Annotated in this window: 14 protein-coding genes and 1 tRNA gene; 9 read left to right on the top strand and 6 right to left on the bottom strand. The window is 59.0% G+C overall.

Annotated elements, in window-relative coordinates; genetic code table 11:
• Positions 1 to 27: 27 nt before the first annotated feature.
• Positions 28 to 960, top strand: a complete 933-nt coding sequence (locus ERD78_RS19335) for a pyridoxal-phosphate dependent enzyme (RefSeq protein WP_129971537.1) — start codon at positions 28 to 30, stop codon at positions 958 to 960.
• Here ERD78_RS19335 and ERD78_RS19330 read toward each other — a convergent pair.
• Positions 957 to 1,448, bottom strand: a complete 492-nt coding sequence (locus ERD78_RS19330; RefSeq protein ID WP_371734641.1) for a GNAT family N-acetyltransferase — start codon at positions 1,446 to 1,448, stop codon at positions 957 to 959. The genes ERD78_RS19335 and ERD78_RS19330 overlap by 4 nt on opposite strands.
• Positions 1,449 to 1,570: 122 nt before the next feature.
• On the opposite strand from ERD78_RS19330, the gene ERD78_RS19325 reads away from it, so the two are divergent.
• Complete coding sequence (locus tag ERD78_RS19325) at positions 1,571 to 2,872, top strand: MFS transporter (RefSeq protein ID WP_129971536.1); 1,302 nt, start codon at positions 1,571 to 1,573, stop codon at positions 2,870 to 2,872.
• Between the two features lie 37 nt (positions 2,873 to 2,909).
• On the opposite strand, the gene ERD78_RS19320 is transcribed toward ERD78_RS19325, so the two are convergent.
• On the bottom strand, positions 2,910 to 3,914 hold the full coding sequence (locus tag ERD78_RS19320) for a Bug family tripartite tricarboxylate transporter substrate binding protein (protein ID WP_129971535.1): 1,005 nt from the start codon (positions 3,912 to 3,914) through the stop codon (positions 2,910 to 2,912).
• A 193-nt stretch (positions 3,915 to 4,107) separates the two neighbouring features.
• Here ERD78_RS19320 and ERD78_RS19315 point away from each other — a divergent pair, with 193 nt between their 5' ends.
• The 4 genes from ERD78_RS19315 to ERD78_RS19845 all read left to right on the top strand — a co-directional run bounded on the left by ERD78_RS19315 (position 4,108) and on the right by ERD78_RS19845 (position 6,608).
• Positions 4,108 to 5,649, top strand: a complete 1,542-nt coding sequence (locus ERD78_RS19315) for an acetolactate synthase large subunit (RefSeq protein WP_129971534.1) — start codon at positions 4,108 to 4,110, stop codon at positions 5,647 to 5,649.
• Between the two features lie 197 nt (positions 5,650 to 5,846).
• A tRNA-Cys gene (locus ERD78_RS19310) sits at positions 5,847 to 5,920 on the top strand.
• A 150-nt stretch (positions 5,921 to 6,070) separates the two neighbouring features.
• The gene (locus tag ERD78_RS19305; RefSeq protein ID WP_129971533.1) at positions 6,071 to 6,370 is read left to right on the top strand and encodes a hypothetical protein; all 300 of its coding nucleotides are present in this window, start codon (positions 6,071 to 6,073) and stop codon (positions 6,368 to 6,370) included.
• A gap of 85 nt (positions 6,371 to 6,455) precedes the next feature.
• Positions 6,456 to 6,608 (top strand): hypothetical protein, encoded by a 153-nt coding sequence (locus ERD78_RS19845; RefSeq protein ID WP_167668999.1) that lies wholly within the window; start codon positions 6,456 to 6,458, stop codon positions 6,606 to 6,608.
• Between the two features lie 143 nt (positions 6,609 to 6,751).
• Here ERD78_RS19845 and ERD78_RS19300 read toward each other — a convergent pair whose 3' ends face one another.
• A complete protein-coding gene (locus tag ERD78_RS19300; RefSeq protein ID WP_129971532.1) occupies positions 6,752 to 6,952 on the bottom strand; it encodes a hypothetical protein in 201 nt (66 codons plus the stop codon).
• Positions 6,953 to 7,201: 249 nt separating this feature from the next.
• Here ERD78_RS19300 and ERD78_RS19295 point away from each other — a divergent pair, with 249 nt between their 5' ends.
• Positions 7,202 to 7,777: a hypothetical protein gene (locus tag ERD78_RS19295; protein ID WP_129971531.1), complete on the top strand. Its 576-nt coding sequence runs from the start codon at positions 7,202 to 7,204 to the stop codon at positions 7,775 to 7,777.
• Positions 7,778 to 7,781: 4 nt separating this feature from the next.
• Here the strand turns inward: ERD78_RS19295 and ERD78_RS19290 are convergent, their stop codons facing one another.
• Positions 7,782 to 9,311 (bottom strand): esterase/lipase family protein, encoded by a 1,530-nt coding sequence (locus ERD78_RS19290; RefSeq protein WP_129971530.1) that lies wholly within the window; start codon positions 9,309 to 9,311, stop codon positions 7,782 to 7,784.
• Between the two features lie 188 nt (positions 9,312 to 9,499).
• Between ERD78_RS19290 and msrB the strand changes: the two genes are divergently transcribed.
• Together msrB and ERD78_RS19280 are read left to right on the top strand one after the other, a co-directional pair.
• Positions 9,500 to 9,982, top strand: a complete 483-nt coding sequence (msrB, locus tag ERD78_RS19285; RefSeq protein ID WP_129971529.1) for a peptide-methionine (R)-S-oxide reductase MsrB — start codon at positions 9,500 to 9,502, stop codon at positions 9,980 to 9,982.
• Between the two features lie 26 nt (positions 9,983 to 10,008).
• Positions 10,009 to 11,865 (top strand): cytochrome c biogenesis protein DipZ, encoded by a 1,857-nt coding sequence (locus ERD78_RS19280; RefSeq protein ID WP_129971528.1) that lies wholly within the window; start codon positions 10,009 to 10,011, stop codon positions 11,863 to 11,865.
• A 64-nt stretch (positions 11,866 to 11,929) separates the two neighbouring features.
• On the opposite strand, the gene ERD78_RS19275 is transcribed toward ERD78_RS19280, so the two are convergent.
• Both ERD78_RS19275 and ERD78_RS19270 read right to left on the bottom strand, forming a co-directional pair.
• Entirely contained in the window at positions 11,930 to 13,399 is a 1,470-nt protein-coding gene (locus ERD78_RS19275) for a sensor histidine kinase (protein WP_129971565.1), read from the bottom strand.
• Positions 13,399 to 14,118 (bottom strand): response regulator transcription factor, encoded by a 720-nt coding sequence (locus ERD78_RS19270; protein ID WP_129971527.1) that lies wholly within the window; start codon positions 14,116 to 14,118, stop codon positions 13,399 to 13,401. The genes ERD78_RS19275 and ERD78_RS19270 overlap by 1 nt, the downstream gene beginning before the upstream one ends.
• Positions 14,119 to 14,183: the final 65 nt, after the last annotated feature.

Below are 14,183 nucleotides of genomic sequence, written 5' to 3'. Positions count from 1 at the left end.
TTCCTCATCCTGCCAGCCCTTCCTCTCATGAAACTGCATATCGAATCGCCGCTTATTGAGTCCCGTCCTCTCAGCCTGCTGGTGCAACGCAATGTGTGGCTGAAGCTCGATGCGCTTCAGCCATCGGGTTCGTTCAAGATACGCGGCATTGGCACTGCCTGCGAAGCATATGCGCGGCAAGGCAAGCGCCGCTTCATCTCGTCCTCCGGCGGCAATGCCGGCATGGCCGTGGCTTACGCGGGCCGATGTCTCAACATTCCGGTCACGGTCGTAGTGCCGCAGACCACCACTGAACGCGCCAAGGCGTTGATTGCGCGCGAGAACGCCGAAGTCATCGTACATGGCGCATCGTGGCAGGAAGCCAATGCGCTGGCCCAGTCCATGCTGAGCGACGACGCGGCCTTTCTCCACCCCTTCGACGACCCGCTGCTCTGGGCCGGACATGCTTCGCTTGTCGACGAGGTCGCCGCCGCAGGCATGAAGCCGGGTGCCGTGGTGTTATCGGTTGGCGGCGGCGGGCTGTTGGCGGGCGTCGTACAGGGACTGCGGCGTAATGGCTGGCACGACGTGCCAGTCATAGCCATGGAAACACGCGGCGCCGATTCGCTCTCGCAGTCGCTGCGCGCGGGACATCGAATCACACTGGACGCGATTACCAGCCTGGCAACCTCGCTGGGTGCGAAGCAGGTTTGCCAGGAAGCCTTCGATCTGGCGCGCAGTCACCCCGTGCACAGCGTCGTCGTCGAGGACATTGCGGCGCTGAACGCCTGCGAACGATTTCTGGACGATCACCGCATTCTGGTCGAACCCGCCTGCGGGGCCAGTCTGGCGGCCGTTTACGAGCAGATTCCCCAACTGGCCGAAGTGGATGAAATACTTGTCGTGGTTTGCGGCGGCGCTACAGCAACGCTGGACCAGATACGTCAGTGGGCGGCACGTCCAGACATCAAGGCAGCCTAGCCATTGTCCTGGGCGAAATCACGCAGCGCGTCTCCCGCGAGGCGGTAGCGTATCCATTCGTCCTGTGGCTTGGCACCCAGGGACTGATAAAAGCGAATGGCGGGCTCGTTCCAATCGAGCACACTCCATTCGAATCGTCCGCAACCCTCCTGCATGGCAATGCGTGCAATGTGGCGCAACAGCATCTTGCCGGCGCCGCACCCGCGGGCGGCCGGCGTAACGTAGAGGTCTTCCAGATAGATGCCGCTGCGGCCCAGCCAGGTTGAGTAGCTGAAAAAGTAGACCGCAAAGCCAATTGCCTGGCCGGCACGCTCGCAGATAAGCGCCTTTGCGGGCCCTCGCCCCTCAAAAAGCGTTCGCACGACATCATCCGCGCTGGCAACGACTTCATGAGCCGCTTTTTCGTATTCGGCCAGTTCATGAATGAAGGCGTAAATCTGCTGTGCATCTGCGCGCGTTGCAGGCCGAACTTCGATAGCCAAGTCCATATTCCATATCCAGGTTGATTGGGCTGAAGAATCGTACCATTGACCTGCATATCTAAAGAACCAAATCTCATAACGATGTATGCTGCTAATGAGTTAGTTCATTCAATGGGTCGGGAAGCAACATGGGCGGCAACACATCGGGCGGGCAAGACACAGGACAGTCTTCGTCCAACGGCATTTATTTCGGCTGGTTCATCGTGGCGGCCACCACCATCCTGACTTTGCTGACGATAGGAATGAGGCTGGGCATTGGCCCGTTCTTCCTGCCCATGACAAACGATTTGGGCCTCACGCGCAGCCAGCTTTCAAGCGTCATCGCCGTAGGCATGATGGTCTACGGCCTGGCCATGCCGCTGGCCGGCTATCTCGTCAGCGCCTGGGGCACCCGCAAAGTGCTGCTGGCCGGAGCCGTATTGGTACTGATCGCTGTCGGATGGACGGTCGTGGCGCGCAGTGAACTGTCGTTGATGCTCTCATTCGGCGCGCTGCTTTCCGTCGGGCTGGCATTCACCAGCCCCGTTTCAGTGACACCCGTCATCAGCCGCTGGTTCGTACGTCAGCGTGGCATGGCGCTGTTCTGTCTATCGGCCGGATCCATGGCGGGCATTGCCATCCTTACGCCGGTTTTCACCTGGGGCATACAGACTTTCGGCTGGCGCGAAACGCTTTTGGGCTTTGCCGTATTGTTTGCCATCGCCAGCGTGCCAACCGCGCTGTTTGTCATACGCGAAGATGCACCTGAACACGCGGACACTCTGGCAGGCGCGCTGGTGCAGGCCAACAAGCCAGGCGTTCGCCCCATCGTGAATAACGCACCCAGCCTGAAACTGCGCGAAGCCATCCGCACTACGCCCTTTTGGCAGCTTACCTTCGGTCTGTTCGCCTGCGGCTTCAGCATGAATCTGTTGGGTACGCACGGCATGCCCATGCTCATGGACCACGGTTTCGACGCGGGCACCAGTTCCTTCGGCATTGCGCTTATAGGCATTGTTGCCATTTTCAGTTCGCTTGCCTTGGGCAGGCTCTCCGACATCGTGGAACGCCGCAATATCCTGATGGCCATCTATATCGTGCGCGGCTTGGGGTTTTTTGCCTTGGTTGAAGTCATGTCGCCTTGGCAGCTATATACGGTTGCCGCCATTGGAGGCATTGTCTGGGCCGGAAGCGTGGCCATATCCTCGGCCATCATGGCCGATGTCTACGGTGTACGACTAGTGGGTGTGCTGTACGGCTGGGCCTATGTCGGACATCAGATTGGCGGCACCTTGAGTTCATGGCTGGGCGGCTGGGCATACGATACTTTCCACACGCACCTGATTTCCTTCGGTGCCGCAGGCACGCTGCTGCTCGCCGCCGCCGCGACGGCATCCCAGCTGCCGCTGCGGGGCATGACGCTCATGGGGCGCGCGCCAGCGGCGGGTTGAAGGCATCGGCCGCCAGGACGCGCAATCCGCCTGCTCGTTATTTATTGACGGAAATATGCCGCTCTTTGATGAGCGCACCCCAGCGCTGTCTTTCCTGCTTGCCGAAGTCGGCAAGATCCTGTCCAAAGAGATTGCCCACGCTGCCGCCCTGGGAAGTAAAAGTCTTTTCCAGCTCGGGTGACACCATGGCCTTGCGTGAAGCATCGACCAGCGTTTTCATGACATCGGCCGGTGTGCCAGCAGGTGCATAGAGCGCAAACCATGATGTCACCTTGACATCCGGATAACCCGACTCCGCCACAGTGGGCACGTCGGGCAGCACCGGCACACGATCGGCCGAGGTTACCGCCAGTGCACGAATGCGATCGGCCGACTGCACATGGGACAGCGTGCTGGGTAGGTTGTCCATGAGAATATCTATCTGCCCACCTATCAGTGCCGGCATGGAAGCCGAAACGCCCTTGAACGGCACGTGCAGCAACCCCATTCCGGTTGCCTGCTCCAACTGCACACCCGTCAGGTGCAAGGATGAGCCCACCCCAGGCGTGCCATAGCTAAGCAGGTGATCCTTGTCGCGCGACTTGCCTTCTTTCACAAGATCCGCCAACGTTTTATATGGGGAATCTGCACGCACGGCAATGACATTGGGCGTAGTCAATACCATGGCAATGGGTTCGAAATCCTTATCGGGATCGAACGGCAGCTCCTTGTACAGGAACGGATTGATGCCGAATGGCCCGATGGTGCTTAAGCCGATGGTATAGCCATCAGCCTTGGATCTGGCCAGCGCGCCAATGCCGATATTTCCACCCGCTCCCGCCCGATTCTCCACAACCACAGTCTGACCGAGCACGCCTTCCAAGGCCTTGGCTGCGGTACGGCCCGCAAGGTCCGCCGAGCCGCCAGCAGGATAGGGCACAATGAGCGTAATGGGATGATCGGGAAAAGAGGCAGCCATGGCCGGCTGCAGGCCCAGCAGGCCTCCGCATGCAGCCAGCGCACCCAGAGCCTGGAGAAGTGTTCGGCGTTTGTATGTCGTCATGCGTGTCTCGGCGCCGCGGCGGGGCGCCATCTCCTCTTTGTAGGTTGGTGTTTTTCGATTATGGCACTTTATGTAGCCGGGCAGGCAATCGGCCCGCTGTCAGTATCACATTGTGAACAGACGCAGGATATCAACGGGGTATGATTGAGCGGCTGCATGTTCTGGACATCTCACAACAAGGAATATCATTGCAATGAATGGTGCGAAGAGTCTGGTCAGCACGCTGCTTAAGGCGGGTGTTGACACGTGTTTCTCCAATCCGGGCACAAGCGAAATGCATTTTGTCGCGGCGCTGGACCAAACCCCGGGCATGCATTGCGTGCTTGGACTGCAGGAGAATATAGTGACCGGCATGGCCGACGGCTATTATCGCCTGGCAGGCAAGCCGGCATGTACCCTGCTCCACTGTGGGCCCGGCCTGTCCAATGGCCTGGGAAATCTTCACAATGCACGGCGCGCCCGAAGCGGCGTGGTCAATATTGTGGGTGACCAGGCCACCTACCATCGTCCGCTGGATGCGCCGCTTACCGCCGACACCGAAGCTCTGGCTCACACCGTCTCGGCATGGGTGCGCACCAGCAGGCAAGCGAACGAGGTTGGCCATGATGCCGCAGCTGCCGTCCAGTCTGCCTCCACACTGCCCGGGCAGGTCGCCACGCTGATACTGCCATCCGATACATCGTGGGATGAAGGCGGCATCGTGGCCGAACCGCTCGCCGTCCCTGTTCCGCAACCCGCCGACCCCTCAAGCGTCCTCAATGCGGCGCGCGTCCTGCGCAATATGAAGAATGTTCTGTTGCTGGTCGGGGGGCGGCAGGTTCTTGCAAGCACCCAGAAACTGGCTTGGCGCATTGCACAGGCAACCGGTGCCCATGTCATGGCCGACTACACGACAGCACGCGTGGCTCGCGGCCAGGGGCGGTTGCCGCTGGAGCGCATTCCCTACGGCATCGACCAGTCCATAGAAAAGCTCAAACGGTTCGAACACATCATTCTGGTCGGCACGACCCCGCCGGTCGGTTTTTTTGCCTACCCCGGAAAGCCTTCCATCAAATACCCTGCCAACGCGCAACTCTATACGCTGGCGCGTCCCGATCAGGACGTCGAGGCCGCGCTGCAGGCACTGGCCGATGCGTTGAGCGCGCCCGACACCGCCTTTCCCGAAGCAGGCGCCCGGCCCGAACCCGGCAAAGGTGCGGCTACCCCCGAAAGCCTGGCTCTGACCGTGGCGGCACTCATGCCCGACAACGCGATCATTGCTGATGAAAGCGTATCTTATGGGCGCGGTTTTTATCCCTACACCTATGCCGCCGCGCCGCACGATTGGCTGCACATGGTGGGCGGGGCTATCGGCAATGGCCCACCAGTTGCGACTGGCGCGGCCTTGGGCGCCAACCGCGAAAGGCGCGTCATCAATTTGCAGGCCGACGGATCGGGAATGTACACGCTGCAGGCGCTATGGACGCAGGCGCGGGAGCGGTTGCCCGTCACGACAGTCATCCTGAACAACAGCAAGTACAACATTCTTATCGGCGAGTACAAGAACGTCGGCGCAAAGCCAGGCCCCACAGCCATGAGTATGCTGGATCTTGGCAATCCAGGGATCGACTGGGTGAAACTGGCCAACGGCATGGGCGTAGAGGCCGCCCGCGCCGCCACACTGGAGGAATTGGCTGACTTGATGAGAGCCAGCTTCAGACAGGATGCCCCGTTTCTTATCGATCTGATGGTCTGATGCGATAAAGAATGCGTCTGACCGACCCGCGCGCGAAGCCGTCCATATCAGAAAGAATCTTTTCTCCACGGCGCAAATACGGGCCATACCGGCACCGCAAGCCATAATGGTGTAAAATCTTGGACTTGGCTCGCTGCGCGTAGCGCGGTGCCAACCACAGGGGAAGCGCTGGCGCTTCCCTTTAAACTGCTGTATCTGGCGCGATGGCAGAGTGGTTATGCAGCGGATTGCAAATCCGTGTACCCCGGTTCGATTCCGAGTCGCGCCTCCAGTATTATGCGATTTTCCAGCGTTTTCAGAATTTCGATTGCTTCGCAAAACGCTGCTTGCTTCGCAATGACACAAATTGACCTGCCTCATCGCAGGTTTTTTTGTGCTACAAATACTGTTTATAAAACCAGTATTTTAATGCGGAGTGGCCATGTATACCGTAACGCTTCAAGATTTGCCCAACGACGTCCCTGATCACGTAAAAAATAATGCGGAGCGTACATTCCAGAAGGCGCTCGAGCGCAGCCTGGGAGACGCGGACTCAGTCGTGCTTGCCTACCGCGCCTGGCAATACGCAGAAGACGCCACCGAAGCGGAATTATCACAAGAGGACGTTTCCCTTATCAAACGCTGGGTGGCTGCCGCCACGCTGGCACGTTATGAGGGGCTGCGCGAAATCGGCGAAACGCAGGGGTTGGGGTACTTCGAAATCACGATTCAGAGATCATAGAGAGGTAAATCGGGAGCGCGAAATCAGCATGGACAGATTATTCCTTGTATTGCTATGATCGCGATACAACAATCAGGGGACTGCCATGAAAATATTGACCGCCTTCGCCGCCATAGCACTGCTCTCTCTTTCGATTTCCGCGCAGGCAAAGCGGGGAAGCGCAAGCAGCGACTATCCCGCTGTCGAATATGACCTAACCTGGAATATCGTGGCCACCCACTCGGATGTTCGGCCATAAGGCTCGCATCTGCTCGCTGCAGCGATACCGCCCGGCAGAAGCCAGCGTCATCCTTTCCCGCTGGCTGAGTAATTCCCTTTTGGCCGATGATGGTTGGACGATCTGAATCGGCTTCTCCACTTGCGAATACATAAGCAAGTACTTCAACGCCCCGGCTTTCCCGGCTTGGCGGGTTTGGTTGCAGTCAGGCTTTCTTTTGGGCTTTCGATTGCATTGTCCTCGTCCACATTGACATCGTCGGCCGTCGATATATTGGGGCGGGTATCGGGCTTCCGGGAAGGAGCGACAGCGGGTTTCACGGAAGAAGAATCTTTCTGCTTGCTCACATCTTTCTGCTTGCTCATCGAACACCTGTCAGATTGTGCCGGCGCACCGCTACGCCGTACTCGTACATCCCCCAGCAAACCACGTACCCACCCATTGCCAAAGACTGCATCCTATGGCCCCCGGTTGATTTTTGGTGCATAATGTAACAACAAAATACTAAAACCAATCCCGGAAAGCGATGACCATAGCCAGTGTTTACATCCGCGCCAAGGCCCGCTTGAAAAGTAAGCAAAGTTGTTATTAATGAAAATATGTAAAGGACGGCCATGCTTGGGAGACTGAAAAACCGGTTATTCAAAGCCGCCGGCGACAGCGATCGGGACGACTTGATGGCGTTTTCCGATTCCGTTGCGGGGCTGAATCGCGAAGCCGTCCTCCACATGCTGGTGCTGGCCAACGCCCTGCGCCTTACGCTTGCGATCCGGCACAAGCTCGAATTGACTGCCTACCTGGATGGCGAGCCGGTTTCCGACCAAGCGCTCTATCCGGAAAAAATCGCCTGTATCGTCAAGGCGCTGCAGAAATCCAAAGCCAGGATGGCGGCCAGGGCCATGATGATCTGGCTGCATTCCGCCAAGGCAGTCGGGACTCCAGCCTTGCGCGTGCATGGTCGGGACTTGTGGGCGGAATTGGCCAAGGGCCTGGGGAACGACGGAGAAATCGCGCTGGCCAGGGCTCAGCTGTCATGGCTGAAAGCCATAGACTTCCCTGACGGGCCGACAAATGCGGACTGTCTGTATATACCCAGGATGCTGAATCCCCATCGACCCCATCTGGCACATATACGCTGGATCGGCGGCGCGGTCCAGCACGATACTGCTCGCAACGTCATGCGTGCTTGATGCACTATGCGTACTCCCGCTCATGGTGCACAGGAGTACCAGCCGGGGAAATCTTGTGTACGGTCAACGCCAGCGTACCCTTGAAGCCCTTGCCTGAATCCAGCGGCACCGAAAAAGACGCATCGGGGCCAAACTGGGCAAGCGTGCCTTTTTTTTCGCTCCAGCTTTCGTCTGTCCGCAAATAGCGCAGGTTGAAGCCCCCGGGCTTCAGTGTGACCTTGAAAGTCAGTGTGTCGCGAAACAGATATTCCCCTTCGACATGCTGATCCAGCCAAAGCTTGTTGTTTATTGTGTAGCCCGTCGTGGACACTTTCAATTCCACACCAAAGACCACCGTGCGTCCAACAGTAATCTTGCTGGTATCCAGGTACGCAGAGAACAGCATGGGCCAGCGTGGCGCATCCCTATCGGTGTCCTCAAGATTCAGCAATTCGTCATAGCCTCGCAGAATGGCGCTGTATGTGTCGCGGCGCCGCTCCGTCAAACGATAGCCCAATGCACCGCGTGGAGAGACCGAACACTCAAAATAGTAAGACGCGCGAATCGATTTGCCGCGCCGGCGAGCTTTCTCGACTGACGGCGGAAGCGGCAATGCCTGCACCTCCAGAACGCCGTCGACCCTGAGATTGCCGAATAAAAATCGAACAAGGTTCTGATAGCCTTCTTCGGAATTCACGACCCCGTAGGGGCCGCTATGACAGCGAAAAGCAAAGGCTCGCGGCGAATCCGCTACAGTCGCATTCTCGATCTTGACCAGCCCGTCGCTCATTTCTCCAGCAAGCGCCCGCGCCAATCCGCCGGCCACGGGATAATCACGATGATTTGTCCCCACAAAGCAGAAGAAGCGCTGCGCATCGAACTTCCCGCCCAGCGTGTCGACCCGCCCCTCGTCCCGCGGCAGATCCAGATATTCGGCCATCCTGCCACGATTGAAATTGTTCATATCCCATAGGCCAAATGCCGCCGGCACATTGATGCCGGCCATTTCTATGCCATTGTGAGGGGTGGCATAGGTAAAGACCTTGCTTACCAGGTTTCGGTCTTCGGGCGTGCTGATTTCGTCGTTCTGCAGAAAAGCGCGAACAACCAGGCCACCCATCGAATGGGCAACAAGATGAACCTTAAACTGCCGCTGCAGATCGGCCTGAGCCCCGCACATCTGCGCGCGTAGCTGATAGAGGAGCGCCCTCAGTCCGCGCGCCGCCTCGGGGATGGAAAGCGCCTTGCCGTCGCCAAAATCCTTGTCCGCCGTATCATAGTAGCGATAGATGATAATGCTTCTCGCGGGAATCGGGCCGGTTATTTCCGTCCCGTTGGCGTAGATGTCACGATACCCATAGTCCTTCATCAGTCGGACAACGGGCGACTCGAATACCTGGCGCACGACCTTTCCGTCCCAGGTCTGCCTGGCCTTGGTTGCTCCCAGATTGAAGCCCATGTATGGCGTCGACACCGTATCGGCGATCTCGGCCGAAGTCATTGCATAGCCACGCACATAAACGACGGGAAAGAATGGCGGCACAAAATAGGCCATGACGGTTTTCCCTGTGAAACGCGGACTTCTCCATTCTGCAGCACCTGCATCCGATTCGATATCCGCCAAATTGCGGTGTTTCGCAGCCCTTCTACGCAAACTTCAAGAATTGTTTAAATCTTCGTGAGGACTTTGCGACCGCCCCGGCCGTACTCTGCAGCATCATTCACTCATTCCGGAGAAAAACCATGGCAACGCGCCGTCAATTTCTTGGTATCGCTGCGGGCCTGGGCCTGCTGTCCGCGGGACTAGTCACGCGCGCCGGAACACGGCAGGCATTCGCCGTCAATCTGAGCAATGCCGAATGGCATAAGCGGCTTACACCCGCTCAATACCATATTCTTCGCGAGGCAGGCACGGAGCGGCCCTACAGTAGCCCGCTCAACAACGAGCATCGGCGCGGCCAATTTGACTGCGCAGGCTGCGGCTTGCCTCTGTTCTCTTCGGAAACGAAATTCGAAAGCCATACCGGATGGCCGAGCTTCTGGCAGCCTCTGCCGGATGCGGTCGAGGTAAGCGCGGATGCCTCGCTGGGCATGCTGCGTACCGAAGTGCATTGCAGCCGATGCGGGGGCCATCTGGGCCATGTATTCGAAGACGGACCAAAACCGACCGGCCTGCGCTACTGCATGAATGGCTTGTCCCTGACATTCACGCCAAAGCCGGCCTGAAGACAACTGCGCTCCAGGAGACTGCCTTGTTACTGATTATCCTTGCCTATCTGGGCGGCGCGCTTACGATTCTAAGCCCTTGCATCCTTCCAGTGCTGCCCTTCGTTTTCTCCACCGCAGGACTATCGTTCAGACGCGGAGCGCTACCGCTGCTTGCGGGCATGGTGCTCATGTTTTCCCTGGTCGCCACCTTGGCGGTCGTGGGCGGCGGTTGGGTGGTTGCGGCAAACCAATATGGCCGATGGCTGGCCATGGCGCTGATTGCTGTTTTTGCGCTCGCACTGCTGCTGCCCCGCTTTGCGGATCGCATGGCAAGGCCTTTTGTAAGCGCAGGAAACCGACTCACGCAAGTGGCCCAAAAGGATGGCGAGCGCAGCGGACGCATGTCCTTCCTGCTTGGCATCGCCACCGGCCTGCTTTGGGCGCCATGCGCGGGGCCAATACTGGGCCTGGTGCTGACCGGCGCGGCGCTCAATGGTCCCAGCTTGAAGACAACGGTACTCCTGCTGGCATACGCGGCTGGTGCGGCGACATCGCTGGCGCTTGCTTTATTGGTGGGTGGCAAGGTCTTCACCGCCATGAAACGATCCCTGGGCACGGGCGAATGGCTGCGCCGGGGACTCGGCGGTCTGATGCTGGCAGGCGTAGCGGCAATCGCACTGGGTCTGGATACCGGATTGCTGGCGCAGGTGTCGGTGGCATCCACAGGCAAGTTGGAGCAATCGCTGGTGGACAGCCTGGGGCATCCTGCCGCAATGCGGCGCGCAAGCTCCAGTTCGGCAACGAACGAAGGCAGCGCGGACATCGCTGCGGCACCGGATGCGATGATGCGCATGTCGAACCAGCAGAGCGCCATGACCATGACACCGCAATCAGGCGCGATGGCCATGGCGGCGACCCACGACACCACCGTTTTGCACCTGCCTGTGGAAGGCAGCCTGCCTTCGCTGGACGGCGCACTGCAATGGCTGAACAGCCCTCCCCTGTCCGTATCGTCGCTACGCGGCAAGGTGGTGCTCATCGATTTCTGGACCTACTCATGCATCAATTGCCTGCGCACACTGCCGTACATCAAGGCGTGGAATGAGAAATACAGCAAGCAGGGGCTGGTGATCATTGGCGTGCATGCACCGGAATTTGCCTTCGAGCGCGATGTGGACAATGTTAAAAGCGCGATGAAACGCCTGGGCATCACCTATCCTGTGGCTATCGACAATAACTATGCCATCTGGCGGGCATTCAACAACCAGTATTGGCCGGCGCACTATTTTATCGATGCGCAAGGCCGCGTGCGCTATCATCACTTCGGCGAAGGCAATTACGAAAAATCCGAGCAAGTGATCCAGCAATTGCTGCGCGAGGCCGGTGCCTCTGTCGACAGCGCCATGGCGCAAGTCCACGGCTCGGGTGTGGAAGCGGCAGGCAACCTGCCTCAGGTGGGCTCCCCCGAAACCTACCTCGGCTATGCGCGGGCGCAACAGTTCGCTTCGGGACCGGTGTCGCGCGACCAGTCTGCCGACTATCGCATTCCCAAGCAGTTGAGCCTGAATCAATGGGGGCTGGCCGGCGCCTGGACAATAGGCGCCGAGCGGGCCACGCTTGACGCGGCGAATGGACGCATATCGTTCCGATTTCGTGCCCGCGACCTTCATCTTGTTCTGGGGCCTGGCCCTGGCGGCAAGCCCATACCATTCACAGTCACGGTAGACGGCGAGGCACCAGGGGACGCGCACGGCGTCGACCTTGCGCCAGATGGTTCAGGCACCGTCACCGATCAACGGCTGTATCAGTTGGTTCGCATGCCAGGTGATGCCGCTGAACATCTCTTTAGCATCGAGTTTTCCGCCCCCGGCGTATCCGCCTATGCCTTCACATTCGGCTGATAACCCGCGTCAGCCGAAACCGGATGGAGAATATATTAAAAGAGGGGCCTTCAGGCTGCGCAGATCAGGCTTGCGCCCCTTTCTTGGCCATGGGCAGGTAGAAGCGGAAAATGGTTTGGCCGCGCTGCTCCACCAGGCTTATTTTTTCGCCCTGCAGCATCAGCAGGCGCTGCACCACAATCAGACCAAGCCCGCCGCTGCCGCCCCCCGATTTCTGCGGCGCATATTCGAACAGCGTGTTGCGTACCGCCTCCGGCAACGGCGGGCCATCATCCATGACATCGACCTCGACGCGGGTGTTGTCCACAGCCCTCAGGCGCAGCTGGATGCGCGTGCCGGAAGGATTGTGACGTATCGCATTGTCCAGCAAGTTGGTCAGTACGCGTTCCACCATCGCCAGGTCGGCGCGGACCGGAGGCAGCGGCGTCATATCCACACTCATCGCCTGCCCGCGCGCCTGCGCGGCAAGCGCGTATTTCTGCGTGACATCCTGTGCCAGTTCCGCCAGCGAGAATATTTCCAGTTCGGGCCGCACCAGCCCGGACTCCAGCCTGGCCAGCTCGAAGAGCTCCTGGGCCAGGTGGCCCACCTTGGCGCTCTGAGCAATGGCAATATCCAGGTAGCGGTGCCGTTCCTGCGTGCCCAGCATGTGGTCTTTGATCCTAAGCGTCTCCAGATATCCATGCAGCGACGTCAGCGGCGTGCGCAGGTCGTGCGATATGCTGGCCATGAGATCCCGCCGCTGCTGATCCTGGCGTGCGAGCGCCTGCCACTGCTCGGCAATGCGCCGGCCCATCTGCGCAAAGGCCTCACGCAGTATGGATATTTCGTCCGCAGGTGGGTGATCCGCGTCCGTGTCCGCCAGCGCGGCGGCTTTTTCCCCATTGGCATCGAACTGGCGCACTGCCTGCGTCAGGGCCCGCAAGGGTCGCGTTATCAAGCGAAAGGCAAGCAAGCCCATGACCAGCGCCAGCAGGCCCACCAGTCCCAGTGTCAACAGCGAAGGGGCCAGCACACCATCCATCACACGACTCTCAACCGCTGTATCATGCGTTTCGCCCTGCAGCACAACGTAGACATACCCCGCATTGCGCCCATCAACCCGCACCGGCGCAACGCTGAATACCTTGCGTGCAGCCGTGCTGCGGGGATCGTCGCCCAGAATGGGCAAACGTGCACCGGACAAGAACCGCCTTATCGGCTCGAGATCAATCTGACGGCGTTTGAGATGCCCGGACGGGGCCGCATCGCCCACTATTCTTCCTTGATTATCCAGAAGATAAAGCTCCACCGAAGGGTTGACTGCCATGAGCTGGCTAAACAGCGTACGAACGGCGTCGGGCCGCCATCCGCTCGCATCCATCAGTTGCGCCCTGCCTGCAATGTGATCCGCCAGACCGAAAGAAACACGCTGCACCACCACTTGCTCGTGGCGCATGCTGGCGCGGATCTGCAGCCAAGCCGATACGGCACTGCAGGCAAGCAACAGCGCCACAAAAACAAGCGACAGCCGCTGGGTAAGCGTGAGGCGCATCACGAGCTTCCAGTCTCCGGACGCGCGAACTTATAGCCGCGCCCCCACACCGTCACGATGTGGCGTGGCGACGAGGGATCCAGCTCCAGCTTGGAGCGCAAGCGGTTTATATGTGTATTGACGGTGTGCTCGTAGCCCTCATGCCTATAGCCCCACACATCATTGAGCAGTTCCAGGCGAGAGAACACGCGTTCGGGATGACGGGCAAAGAAATACAGCAGATCGAACTCCCTTGGCGTGAGCTCGATGTGCCGTCCCGACAGCGTGACAGTGCGCGATACAGGATCGAGTGTCAGGTCGCCCAGCGTCAGTTCGCCAGCCTGGGCTCTGGAATCCTTCAACAGCGCCTCGGTGCGGCGCAGCAACGCCCGTATGCGAGCCACCAGTTCCAGCACGGAGAAAGGTTTGGCCAGGTAATCATCGGCACCCAACTCAAGACCGAGTATGCGATGGACTTCACTTGACCGCGCACTGGTGATGATGATGGGTATATAACGCCCCAGCATCCGAGCCCGCTTGCAGAGTTCCAGACCATCCACGCCAGGCAGCATGAGATCCAGAACCAGCGCGTCCCAGGAGCCTTGATCGAGCAGCCGCAGTCCTTCATCGCCATCGGCCGCATGCGTCACCGTATAGCCCTCATCGCGCAGATGCAGTTGCAGCAGTTCTGCAATATGCACGTCATCCTCCACGATCAGGATATGTTTACCTGTACCCATGCCCCTTCCCGGAAACGCAAGTTGATATTCTGACTGATTATCGCCCATGCAGTTATCACAATTAA

This window comes from Allopusillimonas soli (assembly GCF_004153445.1).
GTDB classification, from domain to species: Bacteria; Pseudomonadota; Gammaproteobacteria; order Burkholderiales; family Burkholderiaceae_B; genus Allopusillimonas; species Allopusillimonas soli.
The sequence above is the reverse complement of the archived record's forward strand: the minus strand, read 5'-3'. Positions and strand labels throughout refer to the sequence as shown.